Annotated in this window: 16 protein-coding genes; 7 read left to right on the top strand and 9 right to left on the bottom strand. The window is 74.0% G+C overall.

Going from position 1 to position 15,017, the window contains the following annotated elements; all coding sequences use genetic code 11:
• Positions 1 to 76 precede the first annotated feature (76 nt).
• Positions 77 to 877, bottom strand: coding sequence for an enoyl-CoA hydratase-related protein (locus tag ACFTWP_RS16575; protein WP_380265249.1), 801 nt, complete (start codon positions 875 to 877; stop codon positions 77 to 79).
• A 310-nt stretch (positions 878 to 1,187) separates the two neighbouring features.
• Between ACFTWP_RS16575 and ACFTWP_RS16570 the strand changes: the two genes are divergently transcribed.
• The gene (locus ACFTWP_RS16570; RefSeq protein WP_014137929.1) at positions 1,188 to 1,355 is read left to right on the top strand and encodes a DUF3117 domain-containing protein; all 168 of its coding nucleotides are present in this window, start codon (positions 1,188 to 1,190) and stop codon (positions 1,353 to 1,355) included.
• Between the two features lie 122 nt (positions 1,356 to 1,477).
• Here ACFTWP_RS16570 and ACFTWP_RS16565 read toward each other — a convergent pair whose 3' ends face one another.
• Positions 1,478 to 2,065, bottom strand: a complete 588-nt coding sequence (locus tag ACFTWP_RS16565; RefSeq protein WP_380265248.1) for an O-methyltransferase — start codon at positions 2,063 to 2,065, stop codon at positions 1,478 to 1,480.
• Between the two features lie 380 nt (positions 2,066 to 2,445).
• Here ACFTWP_RS16565 and sigE point away from each other — a divergent pair, with 380 nt between their 5' ends.
• The 4 genes from sigE (at position 2,446) to ACFTWP_RS16545 (ending at position 5,737) form a co-directional block, all read left to right on the top strand.
• Entirely contained in the window at positions 2,446 to 3,168 is a 723-nt protein-coding gene (gene sigE, locus ACFTWP_RS16560; RefSeq protein ID WP_380265247.1) for an RNA polymerase sigma factor SigE, read from the top strand.
• Positions 3,165 to 4,259: a zf-HC2 domain-containing protein gene (locus ACFTWP_RS16555; RefSeq protein WP_380265246.1), complete on the top strand. Its 1,095-nt coding sequence runs from the start codon at positions 3,165 to 3,167 to the stop codon at positions 4,257 to 4,259. The genes sigE and ACFTWP_RS16555 overlap by 4 nt, the downstream gene beginning before the upstream one ends.
• Positions 4,260 to 4,404: 145 nt before the next feature.
• Positions 4,405 to 4,845 carry a sec-independent translocase gene (locus ACFTWP_RS16550; protein WP_380265245.1) on the top strand — a complete coding sequence of 147 codons (441 nt, stop codon included), beginning with the start codon at positions 4,405 to 4,407 and terminating at the stop codon, positions 4,843 to 4,845.
• Positions 4,846 to 5,035: 190 nt separating this feature from the next.
• Positions 5,036 to 5,737: a hypothetical protein gene (locus tag ACFTWP_RS16545; RefSeq protein ID WP_380265244.1), complete on the top strand. Its 702-nt coding sequence runs from the start codon at positions 5,036 to 5,038 to the stop codon at positions 5,735 to 5,737.
• 73 nt (positions 5,738 to 5,810) lie between these two features.
• Here the strand turns inward: ACFTWP_RS16545 and ACFTWP_RS16540 are convergent, their stop codons facing one another.
• From ACFTWP_RS16540 to ACFTWP_RS16525, 4 genes are all read right to left on the bottom strand, one after another.
• Positions 5,811 to 6,971, bottom strand: a complete 1,161-nt coding sequence (locus ACFTWP_RS16540; RefSeq protein WP_380265243.1) for an Mrp/NBP35 family ATP-binding protein — start codon at positions 6,969 to 6,971, stop codon at positions 5,811 to 5,813.
• 56 nt (positions 6,972 to 7,027) lie between these two features.
• Complete coding sequence (locus ACFTWP_RS16535) at positions 7,028 to 7,546, bottom strand: DUF1003 domain-containing protein (protein WP_380265297.1); 519 nt, start codon at positions 7,544 to 7,546, stop codon at positions 7,028 to 7,030.
• A 100-nt stretch (positions 7,547 to 7,646) separates the two neighbouring features.
• Positions 7,647 to 8,954: a magnesium transporter MgtE N-terminal domain-containing protein gene (locus ACFTWP_RS16530; protein ID WP_380265242.1), complete on the bottom strand. Its 1,308-nt coding sequence runs from the start codon at positions 8,952 to 8,954 to the stop codon at positions 7,647 to 7,649.
• Positions 8,955 to 9,203: 249 nt separating this feature from the next.
• Positions 9,204 to 9,764 (bottom strand): hypothetical protein, encoded by a 561-nt coding sequence (locus tag ACFTWP_RS16525; protein ID WP_380265241.1) that lies wholly within the window; start codon positions 9,762 to 9,764, stop codon positions 9,204 to 9,206.
• A gap of 200 nt (positions 9,765 to 9,964) precedes the next feature.
• Between ACFTWP_RS16525 and ACFTWP_RS16520 the strand changes: the two genes are divergently transcribed.
• Complete coding sequence (locus ACFTWP_RS16520) at positions 9,965 to 10,900, top strand: DMT family transporter (RefSeq protein ID WP_380265240.1); 936 nt, start codon at positions 9,965 to 9,967, stop codon at positions 10,898 to 10,900.
• 177 nt (positions 10,901 to 11,077) lie between these two features.
• On the opposite strand, the gene ACFTWP_RS16515 is transcribed toward ACFTWP_RS16520, so the two are convergent.
• Positions 11,078 to 12,208: a magnesium and cobalt transport protein CorA gene (locus ACFTWP_RS16515; protein WP_380265239.1), complete on the bottom strand. Its 1,131-nt coding sequence runs from the start codon at positions 12,206 to 12,208 to the stop codon at positions 11,078 to 11,080.
• A 423-nt stretch (positions 12,209 to 12,631) separates the two neighbouring features.
• Here ACFTWP_RS16515 and ACFTWP_RS16510 point away from each other — a divergent pair, with 423 nt between their 5' ends.
• The gene (locus tag ACFTWP_RS16510) at positions 12,632 to 13,279 is read left to right on the top strand and encodes a suppressor of fused domain protein (RefSeq protein ID WP_380265238.1); all 648 of its coding nucleotides are present in this window, start codon (positions 12,632 to 12,634) and stop codon (positions 13,277 to 13,279) included.
• A 29-nt stretch (positions 13,280 to 13,308) separates the two neighbouring features.
• Here the strand turns inward: ACFTWP_RS16510 and ACFTWP_RS16505 are convergent, their stop codons facing one another.
• Together ACFTWP_RS16505 and ACFTWP_RS16500 are read right to left on the bottom strand one after the other, a co-directional pair.
• Entirely contained in the window at positions 13,309 to 13,923 is a 615-nt protein-coding gene (locus tag ACFTWP_RS16505; protein ID WP_380265236.1) for a MarC family protein, read from the bottom strand.
• Positions 13,924 to 14,088: 165 nt separating this feature from the next.
• On the bottom strand, positions 14,089 to 14,949 hold the full coding sequence (locus tag ACFTWP_RS16500; RefSeq protein ID WP_380265235.1) for a PHP domain-containing protein: 861 nt from the start codon (positions 14,947 to 14,949) through the stop codon (positions 14,089 to 14,091).
• Positions 14,950 to 15,017 lie beyond the last annotated feature (68 nt).

The raw sequence follows: 15,017 nt of genomic DNA, 5'->3' as shown, positions 1-15,017 counted from the left end.
GCGGGCACGCCGTTCGGCGTCACCGCGCGCGGGCGCGCCCGGCCGCCCGCCCGGAGGCCGCCGGGCGCCCGCGGGCTCAGCGGCCCAGGTAGACCGGGGTCTCCTTGGCGATGAACGCGTCGACGGCGATCCGGTGGTCGGCGCTGGCGCCGGCCAGGGTCTGCAGCTCGTCCTCCTTGTCGAGGAGTTCGCTCAGCGAGTGCGAGGCGCCGTACGCCAGCGACTCCTTGATGGCGCCGTAGGCGACGGTCGGCCCCGCTGCCAGCTGCTGGGCGAACGCCAGCGCGGTGGCCCGGAGTTCGGCGGCCGGCACCACCTTGGTGGCGAGCCCCAGCTCCAGGGCCTCGGCGGCCCTGACCGTCCGGGGCAGCATCAGCAGTTCGGTCGCCCGGGCGTGTCCGACCAGCCGGGGCAGCGTCCACGACGCGCCCGAGTCGCTGGTCAGCGCCACGCCCGCGAACGAGGTGTTGAATCCGGCCGTGTCGGCCACGATCCTGAAGTCGCAGGCGAAGGCCAGCGACGCGCCCGCGCCCGCCGCGACTCCGCCGACCGCCGCGACGGTCGGCTTGCGCATCCCGGCGAGCGCCCGGACCAGCGGGTTGTAGTGCTCGGCCACCGTGCGCAGGGCGCCCTCGCCGGTCTGCTCGGCCCGCTTGAGCAGGCCCAGGTGCTCCTTGAGGTCCTGGCCGACGCAGAAGGCCTTGTCGCCGGCGCCGGTGAGCAGCACGGCCCGCACGGCCGGGTCCTCGGCGACGGCGGCGACGGTGTCGCGCAGGGCCACCTTGGTGGGGGTGTCCAGCGCGTTCATCGCGTCCGGTCGGTTGATGGTGACGACGGCGAGGCCGCCGTCGAGCTCGTACAGCACGGAGTCGGACATGAGGGTGAGGGCTCCCGGGTTGTGGTCGGGTGGGTGGTGACACGGGTCGTCCGTGTCAGGATGCCGGAGCGGACGGCCGCCTGGGGAGTGTGAGGTATCGCACCTTCCGAAGGTCTTGGTATCACTGTCGTGATGGGGCTTCTGGCACGAAATCGCCCGCTATCGGCGGGTCCGGCCGCGGTTGTGCTCGGAGTGATGTTGGTCATCAGGCCGCCGCATGCGGGATAATGGCTTCCGATCAATGCGTTCGATACCGGCGGTGGACGGACAGCCGGTACGTAGCTGAGCGGTTGCAGGAAGGGGAACGAGCATGGCGGCCATGAAGCCGCGGACGGGTGACGGCCCGCTCGAGGTCACCAAAGAGGGGCGGGGCATCATCATGCGCGTTCCGCTGGAAGGCGGCGGACGCCTGGTGGTGGAACTCACGCCGGACGAGGCCGACGCCCTGGGCGAGGCCCTGAAGAAGGCTTGCGGCTGACCGCAGCGGGTGTTCCCCTCATCTCCTTGAGATGTGTACGGAGCCCGGACCGACACACCGTCGGTCCGGGCTCCGTGGCGTCCGCGGGCCGGGGGCGTGCGCGCGGGCGTGCGGCGCTCAGGTCAGCGCTTCACCGCGCAGAGGAGCCCGTCGCTGACCGGCAGCAGGGCGGGCAGCAGGTCCTCGCTCTCGCGGACGTCGCGGACCAGCTCGCGCACGGCGTGGGTCTGCTGGTCCCGGTGGGAGGGCTCGGCGAGCCGGCCCTCCTGGAAGACGCCCTCGAAGCAGACCATGCCGCCGGGGCGCAGCAGGCGCAACGATTCTGCAAGGTAGGACTGCGATTCGGCGGGGTCGCCGTCGCAGAAGACCAGGTCGTACTGGCCGTCGGCGAGCCGTGGCAGCACGTCCAGGGCGCGCCCGGGGATGAAGCGGGCCCGGTTGGCGGCGAAGCCGGCCGCCAGGTAGGCCTCCCGCGCGAACTGCTGGCGCACCGGCTCGGAGTCGACGGTGGTCAGCACCCCGTCCGGTCGCATCCCGCGCAGCAGGTACACCCCGGACACGCCCGTCCCGGTGCCGATCTCGGCCACCGCCTTGGCGTCGAGCGCCGCGGCCAGCAGCCGCAGGCACGCACCGCCGCTCGGCCCTATCGCGCGGATGCCCGTCCGCGCCGACTGGGCCCTGGCGTAGGTCAGGACGGCGTCCTCACCCACGTAGGTGTCCGCGAGGGCCGCGTGCGCTGACCCGAACTCGGTGATGGCTGCCTCTTTCGGAGCGCCGGGTGTCGGCCCTGTGCCGACCGGATGTCGATATTTCCTGGCACAGATTACTGGCCGCCCGGGAACCGCGTCCGGCGGCGGGCCGTTGGTGAAGTCGGGAACGGGCGATGGGAGTACGTACCAGACGGCCGATAGCGCACGGCAGGGGTGCTCGACCAGGGGTTGAGCACTTTTATCCGGATCTGACGGGTGAGGTGGATATGGTGGTGGCCCTGCTGGGCAGAAGAGCCGACCGAGGAGGTGTGGCCGAGGGCGACGTCCCTGTGCGGCGGCACCACCGCGGCACCACGTCGGCCCGTACGCCGAAGCCCGTGATGAACCAGCCTGCTGCGTACTCTCCCCTGGACAAGCCGGCCGACGGCATCGCCGAGGCCCCCGTTGCTCTGGCGACCTTCGCCGAGGGCCCCGACGCGCAGGCCTGGACTCCGCCCTCCTGGGAGGAGATCGTCGAGGCGCACAGCGCCCGCGTCTACCGCCTCGCCTACCGTCTGACGGGAAACCAGCACGACGCCGAGGACCTCACCCAGGAGGTCTTCGTCCGGGTGTTCCGCTCGCTCTCCACCTACACGCCGGGCACCTTCGAGGGCTGGCTCCACCGGATCACCACCAACCTCTTCCTGGACATGGTGCGCCGACGCCAGCGGATCCGCTTCGACGCCCTGGGCGACGACGCCGCCGAGCGCCTGCCCAGCCGTGAGCCGAGCCCGGCCCAGCACTTCAGCGACACCCACTTCGACGCCGACGTCCAGCAGGCGCTCGACACCCTCGCCCCCGAGTTCCGCGCCGCCGTCGTGCTGTGCGACATCGAGGGGCTCTCCTACGAGGAGATCGCGGCGACGCTCGGGGTGAAGCTCGGCACCGTGCGCAGCCGGATCCACCGCGGCCGCTCGCACCTGCGCGCCGCGCTCAAGCACCGCGCGCCCGGCGCGGCCCCCGGCCGTGAGCGCCGTGGCGGTTCCGAGGAGCCGGTGGCGGTCGGCGCGGGCGGCGGTGACGCGGGCGGCGCTACCGACCGGCGTGGACGGGGGCGGTCGTGAGCGGTGTCGGCCGGTCCGGTCCGCAGGAGTCCTCCGGCAGGGCGCAGCCCCGCCGCGGCGGGGGGTGGGCCCAGCTGGGGCGGCGCTCCACGGCCGACCCCGAGCCGGCGCCGGCGCCCCAGGTGTCCGGCGCCGCCGAGAGCGGGCTCGTCCCGGTCGCGGTCCGCGGCGGCTCCGAGCCCGCCGCGGAGGAGCACCATCTCGGCGAGCGGCTCTCCGCCTTCGTGGACGGTGAGCTCGGCCACGACTCCCGCGACCGCGTCCAGGCCCACCTGGCGACCTGCCCGCAGTGCCTGGCCGAGGCCGACGCCGGCCGCGCGGTCAAACACCTGCTGACCCACACCGGTACGCCCGCGCCCTCCTCCACCCTGATGGCCCGGCTGCTCGCGGTCGGCGCCCTCGACGAACAGCCGGACGACGCCGGGCAGGGCCGCCACGACGACCAGGACCACACCGGCGACGGCCCGGGCGGCCCCGGCGGCCTGGCGGCCGTCACCGGCACGCTCGGCGGCAGCCGGCTCACCGGCGGCTCCTTCGGGCGCGGCGCGGGTGCCTCGTTCGGCGCAGGCGCGCTCGGCGCGGACGCCCCGCTGCCCGGCGTGGACCCGCGGGCCTTCGGCCGGGGCTCGGTGCTCCGCCCCCTGATGGGCCGGCGCGGCCCCCAGACGGGCCCGGACGGCGCGCTGGCGGCCACCGGGGCCGGGGTGCCCACCCAGTCCGACGCGGCCTCCGCACGCCCGGTGCAGCCGCGTGCCCGCCGGTTCGTCTTCGCGGCCGCCGCCGCGGGCGCCTTCTCGGTGGCCGCGGTCACCCTCGGGTCGGTCGGCGGCCTGGCCCCGGCGACCGGCGACGAGCGGCACGGCACCGCGGTCACCCCGGTCCGCGGCCCGGCCGGCGGCGCCCCCGTGCCGATGAGCGGGCAGGTCCCGGTGGACTTCCCCGCGCTGCCGGTGGCGGCGACCCGCACCGCGGCGGCGCCCGGTGACGCCGGCCGCCTCCCGACCGGCGGCAGCCCGTACGGCGGCGGCCTCCAGGGCGGCGGTCCGAACGGCGGCGGTCCCAACGGCGGCGGGGCGGGCCAGGCGCGCTGACCCGACCCGCGGCGACCGGTCGGCCTTCGATCCGACCTGCGGCGATCGGTGGGTCTTCACCACGGCTTCATCACGCCGGGGCCCCCGGACCGGCTCGTGGCCATTACGCTGTAGGCACCGCTGACCGGAGAGTGTGGGAGCTTGCGTGTTCACAGACATAGGCACACTTGAACTCCTCACGTTGGTGATCATGGCCATCGTGATCTTCGGGCCCGACAAGCTGCCCAAGCTGATCCAGGACACCATGGGCTTCATCCGGAAGATCCGTTCCTTCGCCGACAGCGCGAAGGAGGACATCCGCAGCGAGCTCGGCCCGGAGTTCCAGGACTTCGAGTTCGAGGACCTCCACCCCAAGACCTTCGTCCGCAAGCAGCTCATGGGCGGCAACGAGGATCCGCTGGGGCTGAAGGAGATCCGCGACAGCCTCGACATCAAGTCGGTCCTGGACGACAAGCCGTCGCCTTCGGTGAGCGGCCGATCGGGCTCGGTGAGCATGGAGAAGACCGCGACCGCCGAGGCGGTCGCCGGCGCCGGCGCGCCGCTCGTCACCGGCGAGCGCCCCCCGTTCGACCCGGACGCCACCTGATCCACGACGCGCCAACGCCCCGCCCGGCCACTCGGCTGAGCGGGGCGTCGGCATGTGCGCCGCTATTGTGCTGATTGTCTCCGTCACGTCCGCCGGCCGCTTCCGGGCCGCACGGCCGGGGCGGGCACGCCGAGGAGCGCCGCGATCGGAGCGCGCCACGGCAGGGAGCAGGCGTGGAGGAGGACCGGGGATGGACGCGACGAGTCATGCGGTGGGAACGGCCACGGCCGGTGGACCGGAGGCCGGACCGGCCACCGGCGCCGTGCCCGGCGGCCGGGCCCGCCCGGTGGACCCGCTGCTGGCGTACCAGTCGGCGGACTTCCCCTGGTACGGGCTGGACGAGGGCTGGACCGGCCGCCGCTGGCTGATGCAGGCCGGCTCCGGCGCGCGGACCGGCCAGGGGGCCGGGGCCGGGGTCGACTACGGCACGCTCGGGCACGGCGAGGAGCCCGCCAAGCAGTACGAGGCGCGGGACGTGCGGCGCTTCGCGGTGGTGGTCACCGTGGCCCGCCGGGACGTGCGGCGCTCCGCGGACAACACCGGCACCCTGGAGGCCACCTCGGCCTCCTCCGCCGCCTGGCTGGCCGGCTCCGGCCTGCTCGCGGCCACCTGGCCCGGTCAGCTGGACCGCGCGCTGCGCCAGGACTGGATGGACCAGCAGACGGTGCTGGCCTGGGACCTCGCCGACGACCTGGAGGGCCCCGGCTGGTCGGCCCTCAGCCTCCCGGTGAACGGCCTGCCGCAGCCCTTCCGCTACCGCGAGTCCGAGTACGGCTGGGTGCTGGCCGGCGAGGCCCCCGGCGTCCTGCTGGGCGCCTACGGCCGGGGCGTCAGCGCGTACGGGGTCGGCTTCTCGACCGTCCCCGACCTGGCGGCCTACACCCGCCCGTAGCCCGGGCCGGGCCGCCCGGCCCGCGGACACGCGGAAGGGCGGGGCGGCCGCGCGGCCCCGCCCTCCGGCGTGATCAGAACTTGTTCTTGGGCGTGAGCCCCAGGGAGAGCCCCGACAGGCCGCGCTGGCGGCCGCCCAGCTTGCCGGCGACGGCGCGCAGGGCGGCGCCGGCCGGGGAGTCGGGGGCCGCGAGGACGACCGGGGTGCCGTCGTCGCCGCCCTCGCGCAGGCGGACGTCGATCGGGATCGAGCCGAGCACCGGGACGGTCGCGCCGACCGAGCGGGTCAGCGCGTCGGCGACGGTCTGGCCGCCGCCGGTGCCGAACACGTCGATCATCTCGTCGCAGTGCGGGCAGGGCATGCCGGACATGTTCTCGATCACGCCGACGATCTTCTGGTGGGTCTGCAGCGCGATGGTGCCGGCCCGCTCGGCGACCTCGGCGGCGGCCATCTGCGGGGTGGTGACGATCAGGATCTCGGCGTTCGGCACCAGCTGGGCCACCGAGATGGCGATGTCGCCGGTGCCCGGCGGCAGGTCCAGCAGCAGGACGTCGAGGTCGCCCCAGTACACGTCGGCCAGGAACTGCTGCAGCGCGCGGTGCAGCATCGGCCCGCGCCAGACCACCGGGGCGTTGCCCGGGGTGAACATGCCGATCGAGATGACCTTCACGCCGTGCGAGGACGGCGGCATGATCATGTCCTGGACCTGGGTCGGCCGGCCCTCGACGCCCAGCATCCGGGGCACGCTGTGGCCGTAGATGTCGGCGTCCACCACCGCGACCTTCAGCCCGTCGGCGGCCATCGCGGCCGCCAGGTTGACCGTCACGGAGGACTTGCCGACGCCGCCCTTGCCGGAGGCGACCGCGTACACCCGGGTCAGGGTGCCCGGCTTGGCGAACGGGATCTCCCGCTCCGGGGCGCCCCCGCGCAGCAGGGTGGAGAGCTCCTTGCGCTGCTCGTCGCTCATCACGTCGAGCTCCACCTCGACGGAGGTGACGCCGGGCACCTTGGCGACCGCCTCGGTCACCCGGTTGGTGATCGTGTCGCGCATCGGGCAGCCGGAGACGGTCAGGTAGACCGCGACGCGTACGGCGCCGTCCGCGGCGATCCCGACCGATTTCACCATGCCGATCTCGGTGATCGGACGGTTGATCTCCGGGTCGTTGACGGTCGCCAGCGCCTCGCGTACGGACTCCTCCGTGACGCCGACCGCAACCTCTGTCTCGTTGGCCATGTCTTGATGGTACGGCGCGCCGCAGGCCCCCCGACCGGCCAGTAGCGTGCCGCGGGTCACAGCAGCTCGGAGGGCTCCCGGCGCTCGTCGATCTCCTTGAGCAGGGACTGCAGCTCGGAGCGGATGAAGTCCCTGGTGGCGACCTCGCCGAGGCCCTGGCGCAGGGCGGCCACCTCGCGGGTCAGGTACTCGGTGTCGGCGATGTTGCGGTCGCTGCGGGCGCGGTCCTGCTCCATGTTGACGCGGTCGCGGTCGTCCTGGCGGTTCTGGGCCAGCAGGATCAGCGGCGCGGCGTAGGAGGCCTGCAGCGAGAGCATCAGGGTGAGGAAGATGAACGGGTAGTTGTCGAAGCGCACGGTGTCGGGCAGCAGGGTGTTCCAGCCCACCCAGACCACGACCACGACCGTCATCCAGACGATGAACCGCCCGGTGCCCAGGAAGCGCGCGATGCGTTCGGAGAGCTTGCCGAACGCCTCCGGGTCGTAGGTCGGCAGGTTGAACAGGGCCGGGCGGGCACGCGGCTGGTCGAGCCGGACCCGGGCGGTGCTGCTGCTCGTGCTCTCCGTGCGCTGCATCCGGCTGCCCTCGCGGGCCCGCTTCTCGCGCAGCTGGCGCAGGTGCCGGAGCTCGCCCTGCAGGCGTCGGTGCGGCGCGTCGTCGCGCCGGCCCTTGCGGTCAGCGTCCACCGGTCGCCTCCTCGGGTGCCAGGTCCTCGCGGGGTGCGTCGGTGTCGATCCCGTGCAGGGCGGCGTCGCGCCAGTCCTCCGGCAGCAGGTGGTCCAGCACGTCGTCGACCGTCACCGCGCCCAGCAGGTGGTCCGACTCGTCCACCACGGGCGCCGCGACCATGTTGTACGTCGCCAGGTAGCTGGTGATCAGCGCGAGCGGGGTGTCGGGCGGCAGCGGGTCCAGGTCGTCGTCCACCAGCAGTCCGACCAGGGTGTAGGGCGGCTCGCGCAGCAGCCGCTGGAAGTGCACGGTGCCGAGGTACTTGCCGGTGGGCGTCTCGCTCGGCGCGCGGCAGACGAAGACCTGCGCGGCCAGGGCCGGCTTGTTGTCGGCGATCCGCACCAGTGCGAGCGCCTCGGCCACCGTGGCGTCCGGCTCCAGCACGATCGGCTCGGTGGTCATCAGACCGCCGGCGGTGTTCTCCTCGTACGTCAGCAGGCGGCGCACGGGGGCGGCCTCGTCCGGCTCCATCAGCTGGAGCAGCCGCTCGGCCTCCTCGCCGGGCAGTTCGGAGAGCAGGTCGGCGGCGTCGTCGGGGTCCATCGCCTCCAGGACGTCGGCGGCGCGCTCGTCCTTCAGCTTGCCGATGATCTCGACCTGGTCGTCCTCGGGCAGCTCCTCCAGGACGTCCGCCAGGCGCTCGTCGTCGAGGGCGGCGGCCACCTCGGCGCGGCGCTTGGCCGACAGGTGGTGCATGACGTTGGCGAGGTCGGCCGGGCGCAGCTGGTCGAAGGTGGCCAGCAGGTTGGCCGCGCCCTGGTCCTCCTCGGCGAGCGAGAAGCCGGTGACGTCGTGCCAGTCCAGGGTGAGCGTCTCGCCCTTGGCCTTGCGCAGCCGGCTCGGCCTGCCGACCTGGACGAAGACCTTGCTGATCTCCCACTCGCGGACCCGGGTCTGCACCATCGCGACGTCCAGGACGGTGACCTCCTCCTCGGTCCGGGTGCGGACCACGCGGCGGTCCAGCAGTTCCGCGAGGACGAGGGTCTCGGAGGAGCGCTGCTCGAAGCGCCGCATGTTGATCACGCCGGTGGTGAGCACCTGGCCGGATTCGAGGCTGGTCACCCGGGTCATCGGCAGGAAGATCCGGCGCCGGCCGACCACCTCGACGACCAGCCCGAGCACCCGGGGCGGGCGCCCGCCGATCCGCAGCGAGACCACCACGTCCCGGACCCTGCCCACCTGGTCGCCGTTGGGGTCGAAGACCGCGACGCCCGACAGGTGGGAGATGAAGACCCGGCTGCCTGCCCCTGCCATGGCTCCTCGACTCCCTTGCTGCCCGTGCGGCGCCCACCCTGACGCTCGCGGCCCAGGCTACCCGGGCGGGCAGGGCGCAGCCCGCCGAGCCACGGCCGGGCGTGGGCGCCGGTGGCCGGGCAGGCACGGTGGGAGCGCCGTCGCGGGGGGTCGGTACGGCGGCCGCGCGGCGGGCCGGAGCCCGCGACCGGCCGGCGCCGGGTGACGGCGTGCCACCCCGGCGGGCGGCGGGGGCGGGCTGACCGGCGGTCAGCGGCTCCGGCGCCTGAACAGCAGCTTGGGCAGACCGGACGGGATCGGCAGCCGGGTGGTGGCGGCCGACGGCATCGGCACCGCCGCCAGCGAGCCCTCCGGCATCGAGCCGGGCTGCTCGGTGAGCCGGTGCCCCTCGGCCCCGGCCGGCTCCAGCCGCAGCACCCGGCACTCGCGGGCCCAGCGGTCCGCGATGGTGTCGGTGTCGGGGGCGTTCAGCCGCTTGCCCTTGAGCTCCTCGACCGCGCCGAGCCAGCCCTCGCTGCCGGGGGCGAGCTCGCTGACGCGGGCGGACCAGCCGGTGAGCCGGCCCCACTTGTCCTTGCTGCGGACGGTCACCTCGGCGGTGGTTCCGGCCGTGAGCCCGTGCAGCGGCTGCTCGCCGCCGTCGCCGACCACGACCACCGCACCGTCGTGCCAGGCGTGCCAGAGCGCCCGGCTCTGCTGCCCGCCGTCCGCCCGGACCCAGAGCAGCCCGGACTTCTTCGCGGCCTCCTCCAGGAGGGCCTGGTCGAGGAAGTCGTCGGCGGTCGCGGCGGCGGCAGGCGTGCGGTCCATGGCGGACAGCGTACGGCCTGGCGCCCGCGGCTCGTCTCAGCGGTCAGGACGACAGTTCTGTCCGGCCGGAAGGGGCCTTACCGTAGTGACGGTCACCCGCTCCCGCCGCCCGTGACGACACCACGCCGTTCGAGGCCGCCCGGGGGCCCGTCCGACCCGCCGCACCGGCCCTGACCGGCCCAGACCAGCAGAGGAGAGCCGTGCCCGCCGTCCGGTCCGACACCGCCGACACCGCCGTTCCCGTCACCACCGGCGGCGGGCCCGCGCAGCACGCCCTCCCCAAGACCGACCTGCTGCTGCTCGCGGTGTCCATCGGCGGCATCTCGCTCTCCGCGCCGCTGATCAGTGCCACCGCCGCGCCGGCCCTGGCGATCGCGTTGTGGCGCAACGTGATGTCGGTCGGCGTGCTCGGCCCCTACGCGCTGCTGCGCCACCGGGCCGAGCTGCGCGGCATCGGCCGGCGGGCGCTGCTGCTGGCGATGGCGGCCGGGGCCCTGCTGGCCGTTCACTTCGCGCTCTGGATGCCGAGCCTGCGGATGACCTCGGTCGCCTCGGCGACCGCGCTGGTCACCACCACACCGCTCTGGACGATCCTGCTGATGCGGATGTTCGGGGTCCGTGCGCCGCGCCTGGTGTGGGCGGGCATGTGCGTGGCCTTCGCCGGCGTCCTGGTGCTCACCGGCGTCGACCTGTCCCTCTCGCCGCGCGCGGTGCTCGGCGACGCGCTGGCGCTCGGCGCGGGGCTGGCGGCGGCCGGGTACGTGCTGCTGGGGGCGGAGGTCCGCAAGAGCGTCAGCACGACGGCGTACACGCTGGTCTGCTACGCCACCACGTCCGTCGTGCTGCTGGCGATCTGCCTGGCGGCGGGGACGCCGCTGTCCGGCTGGTCCGGCGGGGTGTGGTGGCAGATCGTGGCGCTGATGGTGAGCGCGCAGCTGCTCGGCCACTCGTTGAGCAACCGGGTGGTGAGCACGCTCGGACCCTCCGTCACCTCCACGGCGATCCTGCTGGAGACGCCGGGCGCGGCCCTGATCGCGGCGCTGTGGCTGGGCCAGTGGCCGCCGGTGGCCGCCTACCCGGCGGTGGCGCTGATCCTGCTGGGCCTCGTCCTGGTGGCCCGGGGCGGCCGCCGCTGACGGTGGCCGGGGTACCTGCCGCGCCCGGATCCGCCCCCGCTGGTCCCGCCCCGCGGTCGAGGACACCGCGGGGAGCGGGCGGGTGAGCGGGGAGCGGCGGAGCACCGGGCGGGGGAGCGCCGGACGGGGAGCGCGGCCAGGGCCGGGACGGGCGGCGGGCGGTGGTGCGGTCCGGCCCTAGAGCCAGCCGTTGCGGCGGAAACCCCGGTACATCCCGACGCAGATGGTCGCGACACCGAGCAGCACCAGGGGATAGCCGTACTTGTGGTGCAGCTCGGGCATGTAGTCGAAGTTCATGCCGTACACGCCGGTGATCATGGTGGGCACGGCGAAGATGGCCGCCCAGGCGGTGATCTTGCGCATGTCCTCGTTCTGCGCGACCGAGACCTGCGCCAGGTTGGCCTGGAGGAGCGAGTTCAGCAGTTCGTCGAAGCCGTGCACCTGCTCGGTGACCCGGGCCAGGTGGTCGGCGACGTCCCGGAAGTACTTCTGGATGTCCGGGTCGACCAGCCGCTGGAGCGGCTCGGACAGCTGCTGCATCGGCCGCAGCAGCGGCGTCACCGCGCGCTTGAACTCCAGCACCTCGCGCTTGAGCTGGTAGACCCGGCCGGCGTCGGTGCCCTTGCCGCCCTTGTTGGCGAAGACGTCGAACTCGATCTCGTCGACGTCGGCCTGGAGCCGGCCGGCGACCTCCAGGTAGTTGTCCACCACGTGGTCGGCGATCGCGTGCAGCACGGCGGAGGGGCCCTTGGCGAGCAGCGCGGTGCCGTCCGCGCTGTCGACGTCCTGCTCCATCCGCCGGCGCAGCTCCTGGAGCGAGCTGTGCCCGCCGTGCCGGACGGTGATGACGAAGTCCTGGCCGGCGAAGACCATCAGCTCACCGGTCTCGACCACCTCGCTGGTCGGGGTGAGCTGGTCGTGCTCGACGTAGCGGATGGTCTTGAAGACGGCGAACAGCACGTCGTCGTAGCGCTCGACCTTGGGGCGCTGGTGCGCGTGCACCGCGTCCTCGACCGCCAGCGGGTGCAGGCCGAAGCGCTGCGCGATGCCCTCGAACTCGGCCTCGGTCGGCTCGTGCAGGCCGATCCAGCTGAACGAGCCGGTGCCCGGGAGCTGCTTGGCGGCCTTCACGCGGCGGGCGGCCTCGCGGGGGCTGCAGCTCTCGCCGTGCCGCTTGCCGTCCTGGTACACGGCGCAGTCGACCACGGCGGAGGGGGACTGTCCCGGGTGGATCGAGTCGTAGGCGTCGTCCCCGGCGCGCCGGAGGTGTGGCCGGACGGCGGCGCGCAGGTTGTTGATCATCGACATGGCAGGCTCCTTGGGCAGGAGCCGTCGCACGGCGGCACGTCGGAGGCGCCGTGGTGCGGCGGCGGAGAACACCGATGGGAGTGTCCGGTACCTGCGGTCGGTCCTCGGCCTTGCTGGGGCGCGATGCGGGTCGACGAGGCTCCGGGGAGGGTGCTCTCCCGGCCCGATCTGACGCCGCCTCAGTCACCTCGGCGGACGCAGCTGTTTCAGCTGGCGAGGTGAGTGGTAGGGGGAAGGCATCCGGGCCGGGTAGAGCTGCCGGTACTGCATGGTCGGCTGGTATCCACCGCAACCACCTCCTTCACGCCGCTGCCCCGGGTGACAGAAGTCGCCGGTGGCCAGTTGCTCACATTAACAGCTGACCCGTCCTCGGCGCTGGGGTGTTCGCAAGGCGATATCGCGGCGCGGGTTACGCTCACGGGCATGGCGCACGACTTCCCGCTCTTCGGCGACCCGTCCAGTGACCCGCACGGCCCCGGCCGGCACACCCGCGAGGCCGTGCTGGTGGCCGTCGAGGCCCGGTTGCTGACCGCCTTCGGCGAGCCGAGCGGCCGGGCGGCGGTGACCTTCCTGGGGACCGACCGGATCGAGGTGCTGCGGTTCGGCCCGGACGCCGAGGGGCTGGTGCGCTACGCCACCCTCGGCATGGCCGCCACGCCGATGGCGGACCCGACGGCGATGACGGCCGATCCGGTGCGCGGCCCCCGTGCGGAACTGGTGCTGACCGTCCGCGGCGGTCGCGACGACGTGCTCAAGGCGCTCGCCACCTTCGCGGCGACGCCGCAGGTCGAGGGCCTGGTGGTGGCCCCCGGCGGCTCGCTGGACCTCGGCTCGCCGCTCTGGGAGGGAGCGCCGTTCACCTCGGTGCTCGCCGCCGAGCCGGGCGGCCTGGTGCCGGATCTGGAACTGGACGAGCCGGCCGATCCGGTGCGCTTCCTGCCCCTGCTGCCGATGACCCCCAACGAGGCCGGCTACAAGCGGGTGCACGGCGCGGCCGCCCTGGAGGAGCGCTGGCTGCGCCACGGGACTGACCTGCGGGACCCGCTGCGCCGGGCCGTGCCGCTGGACTGATCGGGCCTCAGGGGCGGGCCCGCCGTCGTTCAGCCCTGCTCGGCGATGAACGCGAAGACGCCGTCGGCGGTCAGCTGGACGGCGATCGCGGAGAGCAGCAGCCCCGACAGCCGAGTGATCAACACCACCCCGCCCTCCTTGATGACGGTGATGATGAGCAGTGAGAAGCGCATCGTCAGCCACATCACGACGTGCATCGCGAGGATGGCGCACCACACCGCGAGCTCCTGCGCGCCGGAGTGCGCGCCCTGGACGGCGAGGATGACCGCGACGATCGCGCCGGGGCCGGCCAGCAGGGGCGTGCCCAGCGGGACGAGCGCGACGTTCACCTCCTTGGTCTGCGTCGGCTCCTCGATCTTTCCCGTCAGCAGGTCGAGGGCGATCAGCAGCAGCAGGATGCCGCCCGACACCTGGAGGGCCGGGACGGAGACGTGCAGGTAGTCCAGGATCTGCCGGCCGAACAGGCCGAAGGCGGTGATCACGCCGAGCGCCACGGCGGCGGCCTGCCAGGCCATCCGGCGCCGGACCTTGTGCGCCCGGCCCGAGGTGAGGGCCAGGAAGATCGGGATGGTGCCGGGCGGGTCCATGATCACGAAGAGGGTGACGAACAGCGACCCGAACGTCGTGACGTCGAAGAAACTCATGCCCGAATTGTCCGGTTGGGCAGGGGTCGCCGCGCGCGCAGGCCCTGACGGCGCGCCGGACGGGCTCGGCGGTGGCCGCTCCCGACCCCTGCCGCGGACCGACCCGCCGGCCCGACGTGCTCCGCCCCGGCCCGGCGGCAACCGCCCGGGTCCGATCCGAGGCGGTCAGCCGCCGATCGGCCGGGCCCCCGTGGCCTGCGCCAGCAGGGCCTCGTACACCGCCGGGTCGGTGGTGTGCTCGCCGAGCCGGACGGTCTTGCGACTGCCGTGGTAGTCGCTGGAACCGGTCGTCAGCAGGCCCAGCTCGGCGGCCAGGCCGCGCAGGTGGGCCCGGGTCGGCTCGTCGTGGTCCGTGTGGTCCACCTCCAGTGCCGCCAGGCCGGCCGCCGCGAGGCCGGCGATCGTCTCGTCGGAGACCGTCCGTCCGCGCTTGACCGCGCCGGGGTGGGCGAAGACCGGCACCCCGCCGGCGGCCCGGACCAGCCGGACCGCCTCGACCGGGTCCGTCTCGTGCTTGCGGACGTCCGCCCGGCCGCCGTTGGCCAGCCAGTCGGCGGTGAAGGCGTCCGAGACGGTGGCCACCACGCCGGCCTCCACCAGCGCGCTGGCGATGTGCGGGCGGCCCACCGAGCCGGCGCCGGCGATCCGCTGCACCTGCTCCCAGGTGATCGGCGCGCCCAGCTCGCGGCAGCGCTCCACGACCGCCCGGCCGCGTCGGAAGCGGTCGGTGCGGACCAGCTCGCGCTCCTGCGCGAAGGCCGGCTCGGCGGGGTCGAACAGGTAGGCCAGCAGGTGCAGGCTGATGCCGTCGGTGTGGCAGGAGAGTTCGGCGCCGGGCACCAGCGTGAGGCGGCTCCCGGCCGGCAGCGCGTGCACCGCCTCGGCGGCCTCGGCGTGGCCCGAGACGGTGTCGTGGTCGGTCAGCGCCACCACGTCCAGACCCGCCGTGACCGCGGCGGCGACCAGCTCGGCCGGGCTGTCGGTGCCGTCGGAGGCATTGCTGTGGGCGTGCAGATCGATGCGCACGGTGTCAGGGCTCCTGGAGGGTCGACGCTCGCCGGGTTCGCCTCAGGATAGTCAGGGCCCGTGGGCGG

This window comes from Kitasatospora sp. NPDC057015 (assembly GCF_042673745.1).
Taxonomy (GTDB): domain Bacteria; phylum Actinomycetota; class Actinomycetes; order Streptomycetales; family Streptomycetaceae; genus Kitasatospora.
The sequence above is the reverse complement of the archived record's forward strand: the minus strand, read 5'-3'. Positions and strand labels throughout refer to the sequence as shown.

Excerpts from the sequence above, each read along its gene's own strand:
- ACFTWP_RS16575 (WP_380265249.1), bottom strand. The coding sequence starts at position 877 with ATGTCCGACTCCGTGCTGTACGAGCTCGACGGCGGCCTCGCCGTCGTC.
- ACFTWP_RS16570 (WP_014137929.1), top strand. The coding sequence starts at position 1,188 with ATGGCGGCCATGAAGCCGCGGACGGGTGACGGCCCGCTCGAGGTCACC.
- sigE (WP_380265247.1), top strand. The coding sequence starts at position 2,446 with ATGAACCAGCCTGCTGCGTACTCTCCCCTGGACAAGCCGGCCGACGGC.
- ACFTWP_RS16545 (WP_380265244.1), top strand. The coding sequence starts at position 5,036 with ATGGACGCGACGAGTCATGCGGTGGGAACGGCCACGGCCGGTGGACCG.
- ACFTWP_RS16540 (WP_380265243.1), bottom strand. The coding sequence starts at position 6,971 with ATGGCCAACGAGACAGAGGTTGCGGTCGGCGTCACGGAGGAGTCCGTA.
- ACFTWP_RS16535 (WP_380265297.1), bottom strand. The coding sequence starts at position 7,546 with ATGCAGCGCACGGAGAGCACGAGCAGCAGCACCGCCCGGGTCCGGCTC.
- ACFTWP_RS16530 (WP_380265242.1), bottom strand. The coding sequence starts at position 8,954 with ATGGCAGGGGCAGGCAGCCGGGTCTTCATCTCCCACCTGTCGGGCGTC.
- ACFTWP_RS16525 (WP_380265241.1), bottom strand. The coding sequence starts at position 9,764 with ATGGACCGCACGCCTGCCGCCGCCGCGACCGCCGACGACTTCCTCGAC.
- ACFTWP_RS16515 (WP_380265239.1), bottom strand. The coding sequence starts at position 12,208 with ATGTCGATGATCAACAACCTGCGCGCCGCCGTCCGGCCACACCTCCGG.
- ACFTWP_RS16510 (WP_380265238.1), top strand. The coding sequence starts at position 12,632 with ATGGCGCACGACTTCCCGCTCTTCGGCGACCCGTCCAGTGACCCGCAC.
- ACFTWP_RS16505 (WP_380265236.1), bottom strand. The coding sequence starts at position 13,923 with ATGAGTTTCTTCGACGTCACGACGTTCGGGTCGCTGTTCGTCACCCTC.